The sequence below is a fragment of the Pseudomonas sp. W2Jun17 genome, assembly GCF_023127795.1.
Taxonomy (GTDB): Bacteria; Pseudomonadota; Gammaproteobacteria; order Pseudomonadales; family Pseudomonadaceae; genus Aquipseudomonas; species Aquipseudomonas synxantha_A.
In genome coordinates, this window is record NZ_SPKO01000024.1 from 314,749 (window position 1) to 335,017 (window position 20,269).

The following is a 20,269-nucleotide window of genomic DNA, read 5'->3' on the forward strand; positions in this document are numbered from 1 at the left end:
TGAAATGCAATCAAAATGTGGGAGCTGGCTTGCCTGCGATAGCGATGTATCAGTAGCACAAGTGCAAGCTGACCCACCGCTATCGCAGGCAAGCCAGCTCCCACATTGACCGAGTTTGTGCAGTTATATCCGGGCAGCGAAAACGGCCTGGTGTTGGCGACACTGCTCAGCCGTCAGCATGAACACCCCATGCCCACCCCGCTGGAAGTCCAGCCAGGCAAAGTCGACTTCCGGATACAGCGCGTCAACATGCACCTGGCTGTTGCCCACTTCGACAATCAGCAAACCCTTCTCGGTCAGATGGTCCGCCGCTTCGGCCAGCATCCGGCGTACCAGGTTCAGGCCATCGTCACCACAGGCCAGGCCCAGTTCCGGCTCGTGCTGGTATTCATCCGGCATGTCGGCAAAATCTTCGGCATCCACATACGGCGGGTTTGACACGATCAGGTCGAATCGCTGGCCGGGCAAGCCGTCAAAACCATCGCCCTGCACGGTATAGACCCGCTCATCGACGCCATGGCGCTCGATATTCTGGTTTGCCACTTCAAGGGCTTCGAAGGACAGGTCACCCAGTACCACTTCGGCCTCCTGGAACTCGTACGCACAGGCAATGCCGATGCAACCGGAGCCGGTGCACAGGTCGAGGATGCGCGCCGGCGGCTGCGCCAACCAGGGTTCGAAGCGGTTTTCGATCAGTTCGCCAATCGGTGAACGCGGGATCAACACGCGCTCATCGACAATAAACGACATGCCGCAGAACCACGCCTCTTTCAACAGGTAGGCGGTGGGCACACGCTCGTGAATACGGCGATGCAGTAAACGCTGCACATGGGAGATTTCCTCTTCTTCGAGGTTGCAATCCAGGTAGCTGTCAGCAATTTCCCACGGCAGGTGCAAGGCGCCGAGCACCAATTGCCGGGCTTCGTCCCAGGCATTGTCGGTGCCATGGCCAAAAAACAGGTCTTCCCCATGGAAACGGCTGACAGCCCAACGGATATGGTCGCGCAAAGTGCGCAGGCGGGAAGTGATCACGGGGCAAGCTCCTGGAAAAAACGACTGGCAATTCTAACAGCCTTCACCTGTACCGACGATGTACGAAAACACTGGCGCCGTACGTCGGATTTCATCCAATTGCCCCGCATTGTGTTAAACAAGCCCACCTCTTGACATGGCTGCACGCCAGCAACGGCGTACCTTACGATAGTAGCGATTCACAGAAGCGCTCAGCCAGTGGACAATGTCGCAAAAGCCCCACTCACAGGAGCCCCAGAATGTCCGTTCCAAAGACGATGTTTCAACTCAGCGGTCGCGGTTACGCAGCAGCCAACCTCAGTCATGCGACCCTCGTGATCATCGACGCCCAGAAGGAATACCTCAGCGGCCCGCTCGCCCTCTCGGGCATGGACGCAGCTGTCGCTAATATCAAACAACTGGTCAGCGCCGCGCGCAATGCCGGGCGCCCGATTGTGCATGTACGCCACTTGGGTACCGTAGGCGGTCTGTTTGATCCACAGGGCGAGCGCGGCGAATTCATCCCGGGGCTTGAGCCAGAGGGTGACGAAACCATCATCGGCAAGCTGCTGCCGAGCGCCTTCCACGGCACCGGCCTGGAAAAACACTTGCAGGACCTTGGCTCCCTGGACCTGATCGTCTGCGGCTTCATGAGCCACTCCAGCGTCAGCACCACCGTGCGTGCGGCCAAGAACCTGGGCTTTCGCTGCACCCTGGTGGAAGACGCCTGCGCCACTCGCGACCTGCCCTACAAGGGCGGCATCCTGAGCGCCGAACATGTGCAGCACACCGAAATGGCGATCATGGCCGACAACTTCGCCACCCTCGCACTGACTAAAGATCTGATCTGATCATTCTGGCGTTGAGCGGCGTGTTTATTGCTCCGCTCATCCGCAAAGCCCTTTCATTTGGCGCATTTACCCCTCCCTCCGGAACAACCTGTGTATTGTCCGGTCGAAGGGCCGATACCCTGGAGGAAAGGTCGGAATGAAGATATCCGATGGTTTTGATGCTCGTCGCTTGCGCCCCAAGGGCCCGAGCAACTGGCGTCTGCGCCTGGTGGCGGGCATTGCCGCGTTGCTGGCGATCATAGGCTTGTTGTTGGCAGGCGCTGGTGGCGCCGGCCTGTTTGGGCATTCGCCGGCACTGGGCGAGTTGAATGCCAGCCCGGGCGGCTCGGCGATCCTGTTGGGGATCGGCCTGCTGGTGCTGTGGTTGGGCGTATGGTTATGGCGCCGCAGCCGTCGGCGGATGCGTCAGCCCTTGTCGTTGAATATCGCCTCGCACCTGATGAAAAAGCACGACTGATGGCGCTTGGATAGCGTTTGCTGCGCCCTGGCCGCCGCGATTTAGGTAAACTGCCCGCCCTTCGCGGAGGCTGACATGCAAGACGACGATTTTTCCCTGTTCAAAAACGAGCTGCGCGGCGTCAAGCCGATCAAGCACGACCGCGCCGACACCGGCAAACCCAAGACCGACCGGGCACAGATCGCCAAGCTGCGCCAGGCCGCGACCGTGCGCAGCGATGCCACTACCGTGGATGGCCTGTCGGATCAGTTCGTGATTGACGTCGGCCCCGAAGACGAGCTGATGTGGGCCCGAGATGGTGTGCAGGAAAGCCAGATGCGCAAGCTCAAGGCCGGCCAGGTCCCGTTCGAAGGCAGCCTCGACCTGCACGGCATGAACGTGGAAAAGGCCCGGGAAACCCTGTGGGCCTTCCTCGCCGAAGCGACTAAATTCGAAATCCGCTGCGTGCGCGTCACCCACGGCAAGGCTGTGCGGCTGGATGGCAAGCGGCCAATGATCAAGAGCCACGTCAACACCTGGCTGCGTCAACATGCCCAGGTGCTCGGCTTTACTTCCTGCCAGGCCCGCCACGGCGGTGCCGGTGCGGTGTATGTGATGCTCAAGCGCACCATGCTCGAAGGCCGCGACGAGTAAAGTGCCATCGTCAGGCTTGCAGCGATGTGCCCGCCACCGTAACCTTGCGCTTTGCGAAAATCCCACAGGTAGTTTCATGTCCCTGGAACAGAATTACACAGAGATTCTCGGCCAACTCGGCGAGGACGTCTCCCGCGAGGGTCTGCTCGACACGCCAAAGCGTGCCGCCAAGGCGATGCAGTACCTTTGCCGCGGTTATGAACAGACGCTCGAAGAAGTCACCAACGGTGCCTTGTTCAGCTCCGATAACAGCGAAATGGTGCTGGTCAAGGACATCGAGCTGTACTCGTTGTGCGAACACCATCTGCTGCCGTTTATCGGCAAGGCCCATGTGGCCTACATTCCAAGCGGCAAAGTGCTGGGCCTGTCGAAGGTTGCACGAATCGTCGACATGTATGCGCGCCGCCTGCAGATCCAGGAAAACCTCAGCCGCCAGATCGCTGATGCGGTGCTGCAAGTGACCGGCGCCCTGGGCGTGGCCGTGGTAATCGAAGCCAAGCACATGTGCATGATGATGCGCGGTGTGGAAAAACAGAATTCGTCGATGATCACCTCGGTGATGCTCGGTGAGTTCCGCGATAACGCGGCCACTCGCAGCGAATTTCTCAGCCTGATCAAGTAACGGGCTGGGTAGGAAAGAACCGGCGTTCATCGCCGGTTTTTTTTCGCCTGCAGAAATCAGGTAAGCTGCGCCCCCTCAGTTATGGGCAAGAGGTAACAGCCATGTTCGTCAAAGCACTTCGAGTGGGCCTCGGCCAGATTATCATCGCGGGCGATTTCCTGACCCGCCCACGCAAAAAGCAGCGCCCCGCCGAACAACAGGCGCGGGTGAACGACGCGGCCAAGGCGCTGACGCTGTACCAATTCCACGCCTGCCCGTTTTGCGTGAAGACCCGCCGCACCCTGCATCGCCTGAACGTGCCGGTAGCCCTGAAGGACGCAAAGAACAACGAGCAGGACCGCCAGACCCTGCTGGAACAAGGCGGCAAGATCAAGGTGCCGTGCCTGCGCATCGAAGAGAACGGCCAGACCACCTGGATGTACGACTCCAAGGTGATCATCGACTACCTGGACAAGCGCTTCGCGGCAATCTGAAGCACGCGACGGTCAATGTAGGAGCGAGCTTGCTCGCTCCTACAGAAATCAGACCGGTGTTGTCAGGTCGAGATCCAGCAATGCCGAGCCCAGGCACTTGCCGTGGGCATCCAGCGCCAGTGAGCGGGTCACGCCCCCACGCAAGATACCCGGCAACACGAAGTTCAGCGCCTGCACATTCGGCAATTCATAACGTCGAACGGGGGCCGCTAACGGGTCCAGCAAATCCTTGAAAAACTCTGTGACGCGCTCCGCCGTAAGCTGTTCGCACAGCAACGGGTAGTCTTGCGCGCGATAGGCAATGATCGAGATGTTCGACGTGTCGCCCTTATCCCCGGTGCGGGAATGGGCCAGCGCATGCAGTTTCATTCTTCAATCCTCGGTTTGACCGCTTCACGGGGCAGCAACAACGACGCCACCGCCACGACTTGGCGCACACTCTTGCTAGCCCCACCGCCGCCGGCTGGGCCATTGGTATAGAGGGTTTCCACTTCATTGCCGACCCGCACGGCGTCGCTGCGTTCGTCACAACGGGCGGCAATCCGCAGGCGCACTTCCCAAGGCTCGACGCTGCTGCGCGGGCCGTGCAATGAATCCATGCCGATCAATTCGGCGCGCAGGTCCTGCATGTTTACGCCGATCAACGCCAGGCGATTGAGCACCACGTCCCGCGCCAACTCGGCCCGTGCGACAGCACCGGGACCGCCGTAGGACATCTGCCCTTCACCGATCCAACCGTCCAGATAACCGACGCTGACCTTCAGTTGATCAGGCCGAGCACGCCCGCTCGCCCCCTCAGCGCGCACCCGGTCCACGCCCTCCTCGACAAACCCCACCCGGGAAAAGTCGGCCGTCACATCCGGGGTCAAATAGGCTGCTGGGTCGTGAACTTCATAGATCAGTTGTTCAGCACAGGTCGCGCGACTGACCCGCCCACCGGAGCCTGCCACCTTGGTGATCACCGCATTGCCGTCGGCGTCGATCTCGGCCAGGGGAAAGCCCAGGCGCGCCAGATTCTCCACATCCTTGAAACCGGGATCAGCGAAGTAACCGCCACTGACCTGCCCCGCGCACTCCAGCAAATGCCCCACCAACGTGCCCCGGCCCAATCGTTGCCAATCATCGAAGGCCCAGCCAAACTCGAACATCTGAGGCGCCAGGAACAACGAAGGGTCGGCCACCCGCCCGGTGATGACGACATCGGCGTCGGCGCGCAGCGCCTCAAGAATGCCGTCAACACCCAGGTAGGCATTCGCAGAGATCAACCGCTCGCCAAGGGAGCCAACAGACTGGCCGTTATCCAGCACCTGCTCGGCAGGCAAAGCGTGCAGCACATCATCCCCCACCACCGCGACAACCTTCAGACCCAGGCCCAGCTCGGCAGCAATGCGCCGCACTTCAATGGCCGCCGACACCGGGTTGGCCGCGCCCATGTTGGTGATCACCCGTAAGCGACGGCGACCGCCGGGCTGGCCCACGCAGGGCAATACTCGGCGCATGCGTTCACTCAGCAACGGGTCATAACCGCCCTGCGGGTCGCCGATGCGCGCCTGTTGTGCCAGGGCAATGGTGCGTTCGGCCAGGCATTCGAAGACCAGGTAATCCAGGTCGCCATGTTCGGCCAGTTCCACGGCAGGTTCGATACGGTCACCGGAATAGCCGGCGCCGGAGCCAATGCGCAAGGTGTTCATCTCAAATCACTCCCAGGAGCAACGCCGTCAGGGTCATCAACACCGAGGCGGCAAACAGAAAAGGAATCGTGAATCGCTGGTGATCGGCCAACTCGATCTTGCACAGGCCCACCAACAGGAAGGTCGCAGGCGTCAGCGGGCTGACCGGAAAACCGGTGGTGTGCACGCCCAGCAACGAGGCTTGGGCCACTTGCAGGGGGTCGACGCCCAGCGCCTTGCCGACTTCGGCGATCACCGGCATCACGCCGAAGTAATAGGAGTCGGGGTCAAACAACATGCTCAGGGGCATCGACAGGAACCCCACGACCGCCGGGATCAACTTGCCGTGGCCCGCCGGAATCTGCGCCACCGCTACTTCGGCGATAGCCTTGAGCATGCCGGAGCCTTGCATGATGCCGGTGAACACCCCGGCGGCGAGCAGGATACTGGCCATGGTCAGGGCGGTTTTCGCATGGGCGTCGATGCGCGCACGCTGGGCGTCCACGTTGGGGTAGTTGATGCACAGCGCAACCACGGTGCCGAGCATGAACATCACCACCGGGTCGACCCAACCGGCAATCATCACCACCATCACCAGCACGGTCAGGATCAGGTTGACCCAGAACAACCGTGGGCGGCGCAGCTTGATATCGTCGTCGCTGAGCACCCGTTGCGGCACCGCCTCCACGCCGGAACCGGCGCCCAGGCCGAGGCGCTTTTCTTCACGATGGCCCAGCCACCAGGCGCACGCGAAGACGAAGATCAGCCCGACGATCTGCACCGGGATCAACGGCTGGAACAGATCGGCCACCGGCACATGCAGCGCCGCCGACGAACGCAGCACCGGGCCGGTCCAGGGCAGGAAGTTGACGCCTGCGGCCATCGCACACACGCAGGCGAGGATGCGTTTATCAATGCCCAGCCGCGTATACAGCGGCAGCATCGCCGGCACCGTCACCAGAAAGGTCACCGCGCCGGAGCCGTCCAGATGCACCAGCAACGCCAGCGTCGCGGTGCCGACCACAATTCGTGTAGGACGCGTCCCTACCGTGCGCAGGATGCGATCAATGATGGGGTCGAGCATCCCGGCATCGGTCATGATCCCGAAAAACAGGATCGCGAACACAAACATGCCGACCACAGGGGCGACGTTCTTGATACCGGTGATGATAAAGGCACTGGTTTGCAGGCCGAACCCACCGACCAGCGCGGCGATGATCGGCAAGGCGATCAGGGCCACCAGTGGCGAGAGACGCTTGCTCATGACAGCGACAAGCAGGCTGAGAATGGTGATGACGCCCAGGGTTGCGAGCATGGATAACTCCAGGGTGGCCGTTTTGGGCCGGTTATTGTTTTCCCGGAGTATTGGAAGCGGGTTAGTCTTTGTAAATTGGAATATTCGGCCTAGCACGTTCGGAAAAACAAAATGAAGAACTCGATCCAGCACATCCAGGCCTTCCTCGCGGTGGCCCGCACCGGTAGTTTCACCAAGGCGGCCCACGAGCTGCACCTGTCGCCTTCGGCCCTGACCGTGCAAGTACAGCAATTGGAAGACTGGCTCGGCGTCGCCCTGCTCGACCGCAGCCCGCGCCATGTGAGCATCACCGCTGCCGGCCAGGATGCGCGCGGGCCCATGGAAAAACTGCTGCTGGACCTGGACAACATCGTCACCGGCTCACGCGACCTCGCAGCCTTGCGTCGCGGCGTGGTGACCATCGCCGCCCTGCCGTCAGTTTGCGCCGGCGCCCTGCCTCCGGCCTTGCGCCTGTTTCGCCAGCGCTTTGCCGGGATCGAGGTGCGCCTGCATGACCTGGTGGCCCATCGCATTCATGCCCAGGTCCGCAACGGCGAGGTGGATTTCGGCATCGGCGTACGGGCGCGCCTGAGCCATGGCCTGCAATTTCAGCCGGTGCTCAATGATCGCTTGTGCGCGTTTGTGCCGCTGGATCATGCGCTGACGCGCTATCGGTCACTGACCCTGGCGCAACTGGCCGACCAGCCAATTATCCTTACCGGACGTGACAGCAGCGTGCGCGAACAGGTCGACGCACTGTTCGACCAGACACGGCTGACGCTGAATGCGGGCATGGAGGCCAACTACATGTCGACGGTATTGGCGCTGGTGCGCCAGGGGTTGGGGATCAGCGTGCTGCCGGAATCGGCGGCGGACAGCCTGGAGGGATTGAAGCGAATCGACATCGATCATCCCGGCGTGAGCCGGGAGATCGGCTTGATCACACGCAGCGCGATGGCATTGAGCCCGGCGGCGCAGCGCTGCTTTGAACTGCTCAACAGCACATTATCTGCAAGCACATCGCTCTAAATGTGAACTCAATCCAGCATCGCCACGTGCTTGGGATGGCTGGCCACCCGCTGCAACCACGCCTGCACCGCCGGGTAAGGCGCCAAATCAAAGCCGCCTTCATGGGCTACATGGGTGTAGGCATACAGCGCGATATCAGCAATCGAATAGGTGTCGCCCACCAGGTACGGCGTGGCTTGCAACTGGCGCTCCATGACTCTCAATGCCTTGTAACCGCCCTTGTGGGTGGTCTTGTATTCCTCAAGACGGTCCTGCGGCATATTCAGGTAAAACTGGATAAACCGCGCCACCGCTATATACGGCTCATGGCTGTACTGCTCGAAAAACTGCCACTGCAATACCTGGGTGCGCAGGCGCGGTTCCGTGGGCAGGAACTCGCTGCCATCGGCGAGGAAATTGAGAATCGCATTGGACTCCCATAGGCAGGTGCCGTCTTCCAGTTCCAGCACCGGGATCTTGCCGTTGGGGTTCTTCGCCAGGAACTCAGGGGTCTGGGTGTCGCCCTTGAGGATGTCGATATCGATCCACTGAAACGGGATCCCCAACAAGCTAAGCATCAATTTGATCTTGTAGCAGTTGCCCGACTTGTAATCGCCATAAACCTTGTACATGGGCTCCCCTTATGCCGCTTTGCGCATTCCGAGCGAATGCTTGCGCCCTCAAAGTGCGGGTATTGCGGCAATGTTTCAAGGCGGCGGGCGGAATAAATCTACCTGTCCCCCTGGGAGTCAGCCTTTCATCCACTTTCGCCCAGACATTCGAAAACATTATTTGCTTTATTTGTATACAAAAGCATAATTCGCTTCGTGCGAGTTCCTGACCTTTTGGTCAACAAACCCGCCAGTACCTCAAAGCGCTGTTGCCCACTCATGTGACCGGCGCTGGACATAACAATAAAACGATTGAGGAGTACTCGCTGTGGATAGCCGTAAAACCGAAGCCCCTACGTTGGACCAGGCCACGCCGCAAGGCGGTTGGCTGGAACGCCTGTTCAAACTGCGCTTGCATGGCACCACAGTGAAGACCGAGCTGATCGCCGGCCTCACCACCTTCATCACCATGGCCTACATCATCTTCGTCAATCCCAACATCATGGCCGACGCCGGTATTGATCACGGTGCGGCCTTTGTCGCCACCTGCATCGCCGCAGCCCTGGGGTGCCTGTTGATGGGCCTGTACGCCAACTGGCCGGTGGGCCTGGCGCCGGGTATGGGCCTGAACGCGTTTTTCACTTACACCGTGGTCGGCACCATGGGCTACAACTGGGAAACCGCCCTCGGCGCGGTGTTTATCTCGGGCGTACTGTTCATGATTCTGACGCTGTCACGCATCCGAGAATGGCTGCTCAACAGTATTCCGGTCAGCCTGCGTCATGCCATGGGCGCAGGTGTGGGCCTGTTCCTCGGGGTGATCGGCCTGAAAACCGCCGGCATCATCGTCGACAGCCCGGCCACCCTGATCAAGCTCGGCTCCCTGCATGAACCCGCCCCGCTGCTGGCGGCGGTGTGCTTCCTGCTGATCGCCATCCTCAGTTATCACCGTGTATTCGGTGCAATTCTCATCAGCATCATCGCCGTGACCCTGGCCGGCTGGGGCCTGGGCCTGGTGCATTACAACGGCATTCTCTCCACCCCACCGAGCCTGGCACCGACCTGGATGGCGATGGACGTAATGGGTGTGTTCAATGTGAGCATGATCAGCGTGGTATTTGCCTTTCTTTTTGTACACATGTTCGACACTGCCGGTACACTGATGGGCGTTGCCCAACGGGCCGGGCTGGTCAAGGCCGACGGCAAGATCGACAACCTGTCCCGCGCATTGAAGGCCGACAGTGCTTCCAGTGTGTTCGGCGCCATGGTTGGCGTGCCGCCAGTGACCAGCTACGTGGAAAGCGCCGCAGGTGTGGCAGCCGGTGGCCGCACCGGGTTGACCGCTGTAACGGTGGGTGTGCTGTTCGTGGCGGCGATGTTCTTCGCACCGCTGGCCGGCATGATTCCCGCCTACGCCACCGCTGGCGCGCTGATCTACGTAGCGATGCTGATGATGGCGAGCATGGCCCATATCAATTGGGATGAAGCTACCGACAGCATTCCGGCGATCGTCACTGCCATCATGATGCCGCTGACGTTCTCGGTCGCCGACGGGATCGCTCTGGGCTTTATCACCTATGTAGCGCTGAAGGCCGGCACCGGCAAGTACCGCGAGATTTCTGTCAGCCTGTGGGTGTTGTGCGCGATTTTCATTGCGAAATTCATATTTTTATAAAAAGGAGCAAATGATGAACCTGGATACCTGGCTGCTGTTCAGTGGGGCTGCATTGATCGTGATCCTGATTCCAGGGCCATTGTCGCTGCTGATGATCAGCAACAGTCTCAACTACGGCCTGCGCCGCTCGTACCCGGCGTTTTTGGGCGGAGTGTTTGCGTCGATCTGCCTGTTGAGTGCTTCGGCCTTGGGTCTGGGGGCCTTGTTGCTGGCCTCGGAACAGCTGTTCAGTGCCTTGAAAATTGTCGGCGCGCTGTACCTGTTCTACCTGGCCTGGCAGAGCTGGCAGCAATCGCGTCTGCCGAGCGAAGGCGCCGAAGTCCCACAAACGCCGTCTGTACCGCGCTTTCGTGCGTTGTTTGGGCGAGCCTTTGTGTTGGGCGCCAGCAACCCCAAGGACATCCTGTTTTTCGCTGCCTTCCTGCCGCAGTTTCTCAGCAGCCAGCAACCGTTCCTGCCGCAATTGCTGATCATGATCGCCACCTGGACGGTGCTCGACCTGCTGTGCAAGCTGGCCTACGGTCTGGGTGCCCATGGCGCAGCGCGTTACTTGCGCAGCGGTTCGGGCCAGAGCTGGTTCAACCGCATCAGCGCGGCACTGTTCGGCGGCGCCGGTGCGATGGCACTCATCAATGCTAAGGGGTCAATTTGACGAAATAAACAGTTGGATCGAGACGCCCCTTTGTGGGCCATTGGATGCCGGCCACAATCCGCACCAAGCGCTGTTCCTGCATCGCGGTGTCAACTGCCCTTAATAAAAGAGAGTCGGGGTGTGAGTTGATGGCTATCCGAACCCAACGGTTCGAAAGCTTCCCTCTCACGGTCATTCGCCCCAGTTCAAGCCATTGGTAGGCCACGTAGTAAATGGTGTTCGAACGGGGATGAGTAACGACTGATTCAATACTGGGTTCTCCAAAACGCATCCCTGCGCGCCGCACAGACAAGTCCTCGACGCGGTAACCCTGCTGCTCCAGCACGGTCCTGACGGCGGCGCGCTCCGCTTCAAGCCTCTGCGTCCTGACCGGGACGACACCATATTGCAGGCTCGGGTCTAACGGATGAGGCGGCGTGAAATCAACGCGCGTGAAGCCGGGTGCCTTGCCTTCGAAACCGACGTATAGATATTGCTTGCGCCGTTCATTAGTCCGCAACATCCGTAGTAAATCGTCCGTTTGGCCGCTCCTCGCAGGGAGCGGGGGTAGCCATTCGTCCAGCGTCGCGCGGATGCCGAGCAAATGGCTTGCCGTGGCAGAGTGGGAAGGATCTGCCAATTCAATCATTCTCATGACGGTAAACTTTCGAGCTTCATTCGTCATGGAGGGAAAGGCCCTGCCCACAGAGTGCTCCAACGAACTGTCGAACAGCGCCGAATGATGTTGCCATTCACCTGTAGGCAGGCGTGATACAGGAATGGGCTGGTCGCGAATATCAGTGCTGGTCCAGCGCATGATATCGGCTCGCGCGGATGGCCCCGGTGGCTCATTTCGGGTGATAAACACCAGGTCGGTCAACGATGCATGGTCGCCCTGCGGGAGCATCCGGTAAAAACCGCTGTTCGGATCCTGGAAGTCGGTATAAGGAGGAGCCACGCGCAAAAACCTGGCATTGAGCGAAGAACCTCTGGGAGCCGAGCCAACCTCAAACACTCCAGGCGCAGGGAAGCCCACAATGTCACGGGGGTGAACTTGAGCACGCCAACTCAACCACTGGGTGTCCGTTGTACGTGACTGGACAATCCGGTTCTCAGTCGCCATGCGCTCACGAGGGGGTTGCCAATCCGACGAGGGCGCCCGGGGAGCGCGCCATGGGTCATGCACCCCGGAGCTGGGCCCAGGTTGAGGATTATCGGCCTCCAGCATCCACTCCTTGGGCTGATGGATATTCAGGACCAACTCATCCTCACCGCTTTTCAGCATGTTTCTCAGCCGAAACGCAGACTCGCTATCACGTTGGTAAACGGGATAATGGTGAGTGTCATCCGTTACAAATTGCTGACCGTCTTTCACATAAACGCCCTCCCTGCCACGCCCTTTGAGCGCCACAGCATCCGGAGGCACGCCCTTGACTTTGAAACGGTCCAAGGGTTTTAACGCGGCCGCAGAAGGCGCAGCCTGACGCAGCACTCGGCCACGGCTGAAATGCGAACGATGTATCCGATTCAACACCGCCCCCAGCGGGCGCCGCACGATACCCGCCGCTACGCCTCTGACCTTGGGGCCGGGGGTAAAGGTCTGCCACAAATCGAACACCAGATACTGGGTCATAAACACAATATCCACGACATCATTGGGGTCTGCGAAACGGTGAAAACGTCGTGCCACAATCAGCAATTCATAAAAGGAGTTAGCCAGCGCAAATAACGGAAAGAAAAAAGATATGAGCGCTCGCAGGCTGCTATCAGTCTGCTCCGCAAGGCGGCGGACACGATACTCATCCAGCACCTTGCCGGAATTACTCGCCGCTTGAGTGCGGCGTTGCAAATCCAGCACATTGGCGTAATACAGCAATGCCCTGGGTTCACTGTGGGATATGGGAACGATCGCCAGCCAGTTTGACGGGTTACTGGCAATTTGCTCGCGGATCAGTTTTTCGATCTCATCGAGCACTGGCGTCGGTTGCAGATGTGTAATGCTGAAGGAGCGAACAAAGCCAGGGAGCCTCCACTTACCTTCGAAATAATAAGCATCCGGCATGACAGAAAGCCATCCAGGCTCTCCTGCTTCATCGGCGTCATGAATGATTGCGTCAAATGCCCAACCGGGCGCTACCTGCCGCGCCAGTAACTTTACAAGGTCAGCCGAAGCGGCAACGCGACTGAGTTCTACCCGCGCCATCGCCACGCTGATGTACTCGGTGATGATCAAGGCATGCGGCGCAGCAGGCCAGTAAACTACGCAGCGCCCGCTGCCCTGATCCTGCATGACCACGATCCCTGAGATATAGCGATCATGCTGCATCGTGTGCGCCGCCAGATGAACGACGGACAACTTCAAATCATACCCGTTTTTCAGCAGGTCCTCAGGCGTTCGCGCCGCCATCGCCGTGCTGAACAGGCTCTGTGCAAAGGTGCTTAGCCCTTGTTGAACCGCCGAAAAAAGCTGCATGTGCGCGCATTCATCCAGCGTGCGATTGATCAGCGCAGGAATGCGAACTGCATCCGAACTCGGTTTGGTTTTAACCGTGGGGTAGAAGGTGTGGTTGATCTGCGTGTTGTAGTTTCCGCCGATATCCAGCGAGGAGACTGTCTTGATCAGATAGTCCTTGTTCAGCCGTTGCTTCCACTGCGGTTGCAGATAGCGTGCTCGATTCAATCGCCAAGGCACCCAGGGTGCTTGCGGATCAAGATTATGCAACGCCAGCTGCAACATGCTGAAGGTTGTGGTTTGAGTACTTGGGGTCAGGACCTGCCCGCGATCACCCGGCGTGCAGTGGCTTTGATTACCGCAGAAGCTGCCTCTGACATCATCCGGCATCGTGATCAGGGGCTTGTCGATGTCCAGCTCCGGGTAGAAACCATCCTCGGTTAAGCGGGCGATCAACTTGCGGCGGGCGAACGTTTCCAAGTCAGTCAGAGAGCGTTCAAGCAGGCTTTCAGAGGCAAAGGCGCTGCTCAGGTACCGGCGCTGCAAGCGCTTGAAGTGTTTAAGCTGGGCAGGTGTTGCGCCCGCTAACCACTGTGGCAATTTTTTTGCCTCAAGCGCAGCCTTGCGCAGAAGATCAATGTTGGCCTGAGCCTGGTTCAAGGCGGGACTGTCGGGAATCTTCAAGTGCGCGTCCAGCTCAGCCAATAGCAACAAACGGCTCAGCTCGGCATCTTTTACCTCATTGAACAGACCGGCAGTACCCTCAATGCGCTTGTTCAAGCGAAAGTAGTAGGCCATCAAGTGTTTGAAAGAAACCGTCGCAGGGTTCCCCTCAATGGGTTCATAGCGCACCGTCAGGGTTTCACGCCGGGCATGGTCACGTAAGTCGTGACGCTTATCGTGCTCTATACAGCCCCACAGGACCGAATCATCACTGCTCCCGAGGCTGGCTTTCAGACCGCGGGTCAAAGCGTCCAGGCCTGAAAAAGCCTTCAGCCCGCCATATTGCCCGAATGCATACAGCGCGACCGGAACCCCACGGGACGGGTGCTTCATCGCCGTCGCCCGAGCCACTACCCAAACGTTATGAAGCGGGTAGAAGGCAGCCTGCACGCTGCCCACAGAGACCGAAAACACCTGGGCTTTACCGCCCACGTATTTGGATGCCGACAGCCGCTCCACGACCTCCATCACCAAGTCCTGATGTGCAGTGGGTATCAGCTTGAGCCGGTGTTGCAACTGAACTTCACAGCGCAGGGCCTCGACATGGGCACGCAGGAACAAGGCATAACGTTTGTGCGCACCGGTTGGGCGCTCAATCCAAAAAGGCATATCGTAGAGCCGCTGCTGTGCACCGTTAATCAGCGAATTCAACGCTTCTTTATGCGCTTTGAGTTGGCTCTCAAGCACCACAAATTCCTCAAGCGCTGCAGTCTCGACGCTCAGGTCATCGGCGTTGAATAGTGCGAGCAGACCTTTTTCGTAGCGTTTGACCTGCTGTTCTGCGGTGAGCAGGGCCAGGCCGGGCGCGGTGCTGGCAAAGATAATTTCTGCGCGTCGTCGCTGCTCGTCCCACTTGAGCAATTGATAGAGGAGGGTCCCAAGCCGGACTTTACCGACCAGTTGCTTCCTTGCACGCTCGATAAAACGCAGAAAAGGCACAGCGGTCAGCGGTTGAGGTCGCGGCTTTTTTGGAGAAAACACGTGTGCGTGATTGATCGCCAGCGCACAGGCCAGCTCGTTTTCCCATTGACCTTCCAGCAACGCTTGCGCGCTCATCGCCAGCGCATCACCGGAGATTGTCGAACCGCGATCCACGCTTAACGCGGGGGTCAGGTCCGTAGGCCGACACAACTCATGTCGGCGCTCTAACGGCAGGCATTGCCAGAGTTCGTCGAACAGTGACTCACTGGCCAACTTTACCAAACCGCATTGCAGGTCGAAGAAGGACGGGTACTCGTAGAAATTGCGCACCACACCCGGCAGATAAATCACATGCGGTGCACCATCAGGATCGCCTTCACGGTAGATATGCAATGCACCGGGAATTGCAACCGCAGGCGTACCCGGCCACATCAACGAACTCGCTCGCACAGTGGCCCAATCGCCCCCTGCTCGCTGGCGCGCCCCAGCACTGGGTGCGTCGATCAGGGCCTGAAGCAGAGCCATCCCGGCACTCGACAGCTCGTCCAATTGCTGCGCCATAAAAGCCCGGTCAGCGAAGAGTTCGGCGTGCAGCTCTGCCCAATACCCCCTGCGTGTTTGCGAGGAACCGGGCTGCAGCGCGTCCCAATAAGGCGTGGCCGACCAGGCAATTCTGTCTTGCAGCTTCATGGCGATAACTCGCTGCAGCACTTGCAACGGCGTATAAGGCAACTGGCGAGTCGGGTCACCCTTGACGCTCAGGGCAGTGAACTGATTCAGGTTGATCGGCACTGCGGGCAAGGCCAGTGACAGCAGCGCCCGATCAGTCAGGCTGTCGACTTTCTGGGGTTCTGCTGGTGGTTTGGGCACGGTGAACAGCAGGGTGTCCGGGTCTATTTCAAACTCTTTGCGTAGCTCGTCGCGGATCACCCACAAAACTTTTGGCGCGCGCGCTATCAGCCTTCCAAGCACCTTTATTACCTCGACGCAGCGCAGTTCGGCAAAAGCAATCTGATTGATCAGGCGGCTTGGATGGGCGTGAGCGTTGATTCGCCGGGTCAGCTGGCTGCGCATACCCTGAAGCGTTGCTTGAGCAGCGATCTCCGGATCTTCTGGGTCGGGGATGTGGTTGAGTGAGGCCATGATGTTTTCTTGATTGAGGAAAACACCGAGCCTAGGCAACGCACAGGCACTTAAGGCTTTAGATAGTTGAATGCAGCGCGCGCAAAAAAAGCCCGCAGTGTGCGCGGGCGAAACCAACGAAGAGCATTTTTTTGGGGGGGGTGTGAAGCGAGGTGACGACTCAGCTACCGCGATAGGTGGAGTAGCTGTAAGGCGAAATCAGCAGTGGCACATGGTAATGGTCTTGTTCGGCGCTGATGCCGAAACGCAATACCACCACGTCGAGAAAAGCCTGCTCCGGCAGTTGCACACCGCGGGCGCGGTAGTAGTCGCCAGCGCTGAATTGCAATTGGTAGACACCGCTGCGGTAGTCATCGCCTTGCAGCAACGGCGCGTCGCAACGGCCGTCGCTATTAGTCACGGCGCTACCCACCAGTTCAAGCTGCGCGCCTTCGACGCGATACAACTCGACCTTGATCGCGCTGCCGGGGCAGCCGTGTGCGGCGTCCAAAACGTGTGTGGTCAAACGTCCCATGGCTTTTATGCGCCTCCCGAAGTCAGTCATAGAGAAACCCGCACTCTTTCAGGGCAGTGAAAAAGCCGGCGATGGCCGATTAAGACACTTTTATAAAAAATTGTACACAATAAATTTCACAGCGCTTCCACCCTCCTGTAGGAGCGAGCTTGCTCGCGAAAAACGCCAACGATGACGCGGGCTCTCAGAATGAAAAGTGGCGCCCTCAGGGTTTTCGCGAGCAAGCTCGCTCCCGCAGTGGGCTTTTTCATTTTAACCTGACCACTTAGGCAAGTTTCTTGCAGACAGACCGTTCAGAAAAAATGCAGAAATGCAGGCTTACAAAGTTTGCGATAAGTTGTATACAATCACTCATCGCTGTGACGCCACCCAGTCTTTCCACTGCCCGGCCGCCACACACCTAGCTACCACGAACAAGAAGGAAGACTGCAGTGAGCGCTGACTACCCACGCGACCTGATCGGTTACGGCAGTAACCCTCCTCACCCCCACTGGCCGGGCAACGCACGCATTGCGCTGTCGTTCGTACTCAACTACGAAGAGGGCGGCGAGCGCAATATCCTGCATGGCGACAAAGAGTCTGAAGCCTTCCTTTCGGAAATGGTCTCGGCCCAGCCGCTGCAAGGCGAGCGCAACATGAGCATGGAGTCGCTGTACGAATACGGCAGCCGTGCCGGGGTGTGGCGCATCCTCAAGTTGTTCAAAGAATTCGACATACCGCTGACTATCTTCGCCGTGGCCATGGCTGCCCAGCGTCATCCGGATGTAATCCGCGCCATGGTCGCCGCCGGCCACGAGATTTGCAGCCACGGCTACCGCTGGATCGACTACCAGTACATGGACGAGGCCCAGGAGCGCGAGCACATGCTCGAAGCCATCCGCATCCTCACCGAGCTGACCGGCGAACGCCCGCTGGGTTGGTACACCGGTCGTACCGGCCCCAACACCCGCCGCCTGGTGATGGAGGAAGGCGGTTTCCTGTATGACTGCGACACCTATGACGACGACCTGCCCTACTGGGAACCCAATACCCCTAACGGCAAGCCGCACCTGGTGATCCCCTACACCCTGGACACCAACGACATGCGCTTCACCCAGGTGCAGGGTTTCAACAAGGGTGACGACTTTTTCGAATACCTCAAGGATGCCTTCGACGTGCTGTATGCCGAAGGTGCCGAAGCGCCGAAGATGCTTTCGATCGGCCTGCATTGCCGCCTGATCGGCCGCCCGGCACGCCTGGCCTCGCTCAAGCGCTTCATTGAATACGTCAAAGGCCATGATCAGGTGTGGTTCACCCGCCGCGTGGACATCGCCCGTCACTGGCACCAAACCCACCCCTGCACGGGAGCGGCGAAATGACTGCGTTCCAGACCTTGCAACCGTCGACCCTGAGCCGCGACGCCTTCGTCGCTGCCTTCGCCGACATCTACGAACATTCGCCATGGGTAGCCGAAAAGGCCTTCGAGCTGGGCCAGGATGCGTCGATCGACCAGATCGAAATCCTGCACCAGCGCATGAGCGATATCCTGTTGAGCGCTGATCATCAAAGCCAGTTGGCCCTGATCAACGCCCACCCGGACCTGGCCGGTAAAGCCGCCGTCCAGGGCCAACTGACCGAAGCCAGCACCAATGAACAGGCTGGCGCCGGTATCCACCAATGCACGGCCGAAGAGTTTTCTCGCTTCACCGAGCTGAATGACGCCTACAAGGCCAAGTTCAAGTTTCCCTTCATCATGGCGGTAAAAGGCAGCAACCGGCACCAGATTCTCGCCGCGTTCGAAACGCGCATCCATAACTCGACAGACACCGAGTTCAAGTGCGCGCTGGACGAGATCAACAAGATCGCGTTGTTCCGTTTATTGACCCTCTAAACGACCATCCCCAGCCACTCTATCCAAGGCAGACAAGAAGAATGAAAGCTTACGCCGTACCTTTCGAAAAGTTCGTCAACCTGGCCGACGCCCGCCTGGGCACCAAGATCATCTCGGTGACCGATGACTGGTTCGCCGACGCCAACCGCCTGTTCCAGCCGACCCCGGCCGTGTGGAAGGAGGGCGTTTTCGATGACAACGGCAAGTGGATGGACGGCTGGGAGTCACGCCGCAAGCGCTTCGAAGGCTACGACAGCGCGGTGATCCGCCTGGGCGTGCCGGGTTCGATCAAAGGCGTGGACATCGACACTTCATTCTTCACCGGCAACTTCCCGCCGTCGGCCTCACTGGAAGCCTGCTTCCTGGCCTCGGGCGAGCCGGACGCCAATACCCAATGGGTTGAAGTGCTGTCGGCGGTAGAGCTGCAAGGCAACAGTCACCACTACCACGAGATCAACAACGACCAGGCGTTCAGCCACCTGCGCTTCAACATCTACCCGGATGGCGGCGTCGCCCGTCTGCGTGTGTATGGCGTGCCGTTCCGCGATTGGTCTTCGGTGGGCGACAACGAACAGGTCGACCTGGCTGCCGCGCTCAATGGCGGTCGTGCCCTGGCCTGCTCCGATGAACACTTCGGCCGCATGAGCAACATCCTCAACCCGGGCCGTGGCATCAACATGGGTGATGGCTGGGAAACCGCGCGTCGTCGTACACCGGGCAATGACTGGGTGATCGTCGCGTTGGGCCACCCGGGCGAGATCGAAAAGATCATCGTCGACACCCTGCACTTCAAGGGCAACTACCCGGACACCTGCTCGATCCAGGGCGCCTTCGTCAGAGGCGGCACCGACAGCCAGATCGAAACCCAATCGCTGTTCTGGCGTGAACTGTTGCCGGCGCAGAAACTGGAAATGCACGCAGAACACACCTTCGCCGAGCAGATCAAGGCGCTGGGGCCGATTACCCATATCCGCCTGAATGTGTTCCCGGATGGCGGTGTGAGTCGCCTGCGCGTCCTGGGCAAAGTGTCGAAATAAGCGGTGATGCCATCGCAGGCAAGCCAGTTCCCACAGGGGAATGCATTCCAAATGTGGGAGCGGGCTTGCCCGCGATAGCAATAGACCAAACAACACAGTATTCGGATAAGAGACAGCCATGCGCACACTGATGATCGAACCCCTGACCAAAGAAGCCTTCGCCCCTTTCGGAGACGTTATCGAAACCGATGGCAGCGATCACTTCATGATCAACAACGGGTCGACCATGCGCTTTCACAAACTGGCAACGGTCGAAACAGCACAGCCTGAAGACCACGCCATCATCAGCATCTTCCGCGCCGACGCGCAGGACATGCCGCTGACCGTGTGCATGCTGGAGAGACACCCGCTGGGCAGCCAGGCGTTCATACCGCTGCTCGGCAACCCCTTTCTGATCGTGGTCGCGCCACTTGGCGATGCACCTGTATCAGGCTTGGTCCGCGCCTTCGTTACCAACGGCAGGCAGGGCATCAATTACCATCGCGGCGTCTGGCACCACCCGGTGCTGACGATCGAAAAGCGGGATGACTTCCTGGTGGTTGATCGCAGTGGCACAGGCAATAACTGCGATGAGCATTTTTTCAAAGAGGATGAGCGGTTGATCCTCGCCCCCCACCAATAAGAGAAGGCCGGATCACCCGACAACAAGGGTGACAGGCGAGAGGTAAAGACT

19 protein-coding genes are annotated in these 20,269 nt (G+C 59.2%); 12 read left to right on the forward strand and 7 right to left on the reverse strand.

The genetic code is table 11. The annotated features are described in order from the left end of the window. Nucleotides 1-123: 123 nt before the first annotated feature. Nucleotides 124-1,032: a 50S ribosomal protein L3 N(5)-glutamine methyltransferase gene (prmB, locus tag E4O98_RS13435; RefSeq protein WP_032880136.1), complete on the reverse strand. Its 909-nt coding sequence runs from the start codon at nucleotides 1,030-1,032 to the stop codon at nucleotides 124-126. A gap of 239 nt (nucleotides 1,033-1,271) precedes the next feature. On the opposite strand from prmB, the gene E4O98_RS13440 reads away from it, so the two are divergent. The 5 genes from E4O98_RS13440 (at nucleotide 1,272) to E4O98_RS13460 (ending at nucleotide 4,047) form a co-directional block, all read left to right on the forward strand. Then, the gene (locus tag E4O98_RS13440; RefSeq protein ID WP_032880134.1) at nucleotides 1,272-1,862 is read left to right on the forward strand and encodes a cysteine hydrolase family protein; all 591 of its coding nucleotides are present in this window, start codon (nucleotides 1,272-1,274) and stop codon (nucleotides 1,860-1,862) included. A 136-nt stretch (nucleotides 1,863-1,998) separates the two neighbouring features. After that, nucleotides 1,999-2,319: a hypothetical protein gene (locus E4O98_RS13445; protein ID WP_005789923.1), complete on the forward strand. Its 321-nt coding sequence runs from the start codon at nucleotides 1,999-2,001 to the stop codon at nucleotides 2,317-2,319. Nucleotides 2,320-2,394: 75 nt separating this feature from the next. After that, on the forward strand, nucleotides 2,395-2,952 hold the full coding sequence (locus tag E4O98_RS13450) for a Smr/MutS family protein (RefSeq protein ID WP_005789925.1): 558 nt from the start codon (nucleotides 2,395-2,397) through the stop codon (nucleotides 2,950-2,952). A 76-nt stretch (nucleotides 2,953-3,028) separates the two neighbouring features. Then, a complete protein-coding gene (folE, locus tag E4O98_RS13455) occupies nucleotides 3,029-3,574 on the forward strand; it encodes a GTP cyclohydrolase I FolE (RefSeq protein WP_005789928.1) in 546 nt (181 codons plus the stop codon). 101 nt (nucleotides 3,575-3,675) lie between these two features. Then, nucleotides 3,676-4,047 (forward strand): glutathione S-transferase N-terminal domain-containing protein, encoded by a 372-nt coding sequence (locus tag E4O98_RS13460; RefSeq protein ID WP_005789930.1) that lies wholly within the window; start codon nucleotides 3,676-3,678, stop codon nucleotides 4,045-4,047. A gap of 48 nt (nucleotides 4,048-4,095) precedes the next feature. Here the strand turns inward: E4O98_RS13460 and E4O98_RS13465 are convergent, their stop codons facing one another. From E4O98_RS13465 to E4O98_RS13475, 3 genes are read right to left on the reverse strand one after another with little or no spacing between them, the layout of a single operon-like run. Further along, on the reverse strand, nucleotides 4,096-4,416 hold the full coding sequence (locus tag E4O98_RS13465; protein ID WP_248135489.1) for a hypothetical protein: 321 nt from the start codon (nucleotides 4,414-4,416) through the stop codon (nucleotides 4,096-4,098). After that, entirely contained in the window at nucleotides 4,413-5,738 is a 1,326-nt protein-coding gene (locus E4O98_RS13470) for an acyclic terpene utilization AtuA family protein (RefSeq protein ID WP_248135491.1), read from the reverse strand. The genes E4O98_RS13465 and E4O98_RS13470 overlap by 4 nt, the downstream gene beginning before the upstream one ends. 1 nt (nucleotide 5,739) lies before the next feature. Beyond that, entirely contained in the window at nucleotides 5,740-7,032 is a 1,293-nt protein-coding gene (locus E4O98_RS13475; protein ID WP_032880128.1) for a citrate:proton symporter, read from the reverse strand. 111 nt (nucleotides 7,033-7,143) lie between these two features. Here E4O98_RS13475 and E4O98_RS13480 point away from each other — a divergent pair, with 111 nt between their 5' ends. Further along, nucleotides 7,144-8,040: a LysR family transcriptional regulator gene (locus tag E4O98_RS13480; RefSeq protein WP_248135493.1), complete on the forward strand. Its 897-nt coding sequence runs from the start codon at nucleotides 7,144-7,146 to the stop codon at nucleotides 8,038-8,040. Nucleotides 8,041-8,048: 8 nt separating this feature from the next. Here the strand turns inward: E4O98_RS13480 and E4O98_RS13485 are convergent, their stop codons facing one another. After that, the gene (locus tag E4O98_RS13485; RefSeq protein ID WP_032880125.1) at nucleotides 8,049-8,651 is read right to left on the reverse strand and encodes a glutathione S-transferase family protein; all 603 of its coding nucleotides are present in this window, start codon (nucleotides 8,649-8,651) and stop codon (nucleotides 8,049-8,051) included. Nucleotides 8,652-8,958: 307 nt separating this feature from the next. On the opposite strand from E4O98_RS13485, the gene E4O98_RS13490 reads away from it, so the two are divergent. Continuing rightward, a complete protein-coding gene (locus tag E4O98_RS13490; protein WP_032880123.1) occupies nucleotides 8,959-10,305 on the forward strand; it encodes an NCS2 family permease in 1,347 nt (448 codons plus the stop codon). A gap of 13 nt (nucleotides 10,306-10,318) precedes the next feature. After that, nucleotides 10,319-10,957, forward strand: coding sequence for a LysE family translocator (locus tag E4O98_RS13495; protein ID WP_032880122.1), 639 nt, complete (start codon nucleotides 10,319-10,321; stop codon nucleotides 10,955-10,957). Here E4O98_RS13495 and E4O98_RS13500 read toward each other — a convergent pair. Next, nucleotides 10,941-16,175 (reverse strand): DUF6543 domain-containing protein, encoded by a 5,235-nt coding sequence (locus E4O98_RS13500; protein WP_248135496.1) that lies wholly within the window; start codon nucleotides 16,173-16,175, stop codon nucleotides 10,941-10,943. The two genes, E4O98_RS13495 and E4O98_RS13500, sit on opposite strands and share 17 nt — an antisense overlap. 160 nt (nucleotides 16,176-16,335) lie before the next feature. After that, nucleotides 16,336-16,719 (reverse strand): hydroxyisourate hydrolase, encoded by a 384-nt coding sequence (gene uraH, locus E4O98_RS13505; protein ID WP_179119841.1) that lies wholly within the window; start codon nucleotides 16,717-16,719, stop codon nucleotides 16,336-16,338. Nucleotides 16,720-17,120: 401 nt separating this feature from the next. Between uraH and puuE the strand changes: the two genes are divergently transcribed. The 4 genes from puuE to E4O98_RS13525 all read left to right on the forward strand — a co-directional run bounded on the left by puuE (nucleotide 17,121) and on the right by E4O98_RS13525 (nucleotide 20,218). Then, nucleotides 17,121-18,047, forward strand: coding sequence for an allantoinase PuuE (gene puuE, locus E4O98_RS13510; protein WP_005789948.1), 927 nt, complete (start codon nucleotides 17,121-17,123; stop codon nucleotides 18,045-18,047). Then, complete coding sequence (uraD, locus tag E4O98_RS13515) at nucleotides 18,044-18,559, forward strand: 2-oxo-4-hydroxy-4-carboxy-5-ureidoimidazoline decarboxylase (RefSeq protein WP_223018159.1); 516 nt, start codon at nucleotides 18,044-18,046, stop codon at nucleotides 18,557-18,559. The genes puuE and uraD overlap by 4 nt, the downstream gene beginning before the upstream one ends. A gap of 41 nt (nucleotides 18,560-18,600) precedes the next feature. Continuing rightward, nucleotides 18,601-19,596, forward strand: a complete 996-nt coding sequence (gene alc / locus E4O98_RS13520; protein ID WP_032880115.1) for an allantoicase — start codon at nucleotides 18,601-18,603, stop codon at nucleotides 19,594-19,596. Nucleotides 19,597-19,714: 118 nt separating this feature from the next. Further along, on the forward strand, nucleotides 19,715-20,218 hold the full coding sequence (locus E4O98_RS13525) for an ureidoglycolate lyase (RefSeq protein WP_005789953.1): 504 nt from the start codon (nucleotides 19,715-19,717) through the stop codon (nucleotides 20,216-20,218). Nucleotides 20,219-20,269 lie beyond the last annotated feature (51 nt).

Coding starts and splice junctions, on each gene's coding strand:
- uraD (WP_223018159.1), top strand. CDS start 18,044: ATGACTGCGTTCCAGACCTTGCAACCGTCGACCCTGAGCCGCGACGCC.
- E4O98_RS13465 (WP_248135489.1), bottom strand. CDS start 4,416: ATGAAACTGCATGCGCTGGCCCATTCCCGCACCGGGGATAAGGGCGAC.
- E4O98_RS13495 (WP_032880122.1), top strand. CDS start 10,319: ATGAACCTGGATACCTGGCTGCTGTTCAGTGGGGCTGCATTGATCGTG.
- E4O98_RS13460 (WP_005789930.1), top strand. CDS start 3,676: ATGTTCGTCAAAGCACTTCGAGTGGGCCTCGGCCAGATTATCATCGCG.
- E4O98_RS13450 (WP_005789925.1), top strand. CDS start 2,395: ATGCAAGACGACGATTTTTCCCTGTTCAAAAACGAGCTGCGCGGCGTC.
- E4O98_RS13445 (WP_005789923.1), top strand. CDS start 1,999: ATGAAGATATCCGATGGTTTTGATGCTCGTCGCTTGCGCCCCAAGGGC.
- folE (WP_005789928.1), top strand. CDS start 3,029: ATGTCCCTGGAACAGAATTACACAGAGATTCTCGGCCAACTCGGCGAG.
- E4O98_RS13480 (WP_248135493.1), top strand. CDS start 7,144: ATGAAGAACTCGATCCAGCACATCCAGGCCTTCCTCGCGGTGGCCCGC.
- alc (WP_032880115.1), top strand. CDS start 18,601: ATGAAAGCTTACGCCGTACCTTTCGAAAAGTTCGTCAACCTGGCCGAC.
- E4O98_RS13440 (WP_032880134.1), top strand. CDS start 1,272: ATGTCCGTTCCAAAGACGATGTTTCAACTCAGCGGTCGCGGTTACGCA.
- E4O98_RS13500 (WP_248135496.1), bottom strand. CDS start 16,175: ATGGCCTCACTCAACCACATCCCCGACCCAGAAGATCCGGAGATCGCT.
- E4O98_RS13475 (WP_032880128.1), bottom strand. CDS start 7,032: ATGCTCGCAACCCTGGGCGTCATCACCATTCTCAGCCTGCTTGTCGCT.
- E4O98_RS13525 (WP_005789953.1), top strand. CDS start 19,715: ATGCGCACACTGATGATCGAACCCCTGACCAAAGAAGCCTTCGCCCCT.
- E4O98_RS13470 (WP_248135491.1), bottom strand. CDS start 5,738: ATGAACACCTTGCGCATTGGCTCCGGCGCCGGCTATTCCGGTGACCGT.
- E4O98_RS13485 (WP_032880125.1), bottom strand. CDS start 8,651: ATGTACAAGGTTTATGGCGATTACAAGTCGGGCAACTGCTACAAGATC.
- uraH (WP_179119841.1), bottom strand. CDS start 16,719: ATGACTGACTTCGGGAGGCGCATAAAAGCCATGGGACGTTTGACCACA.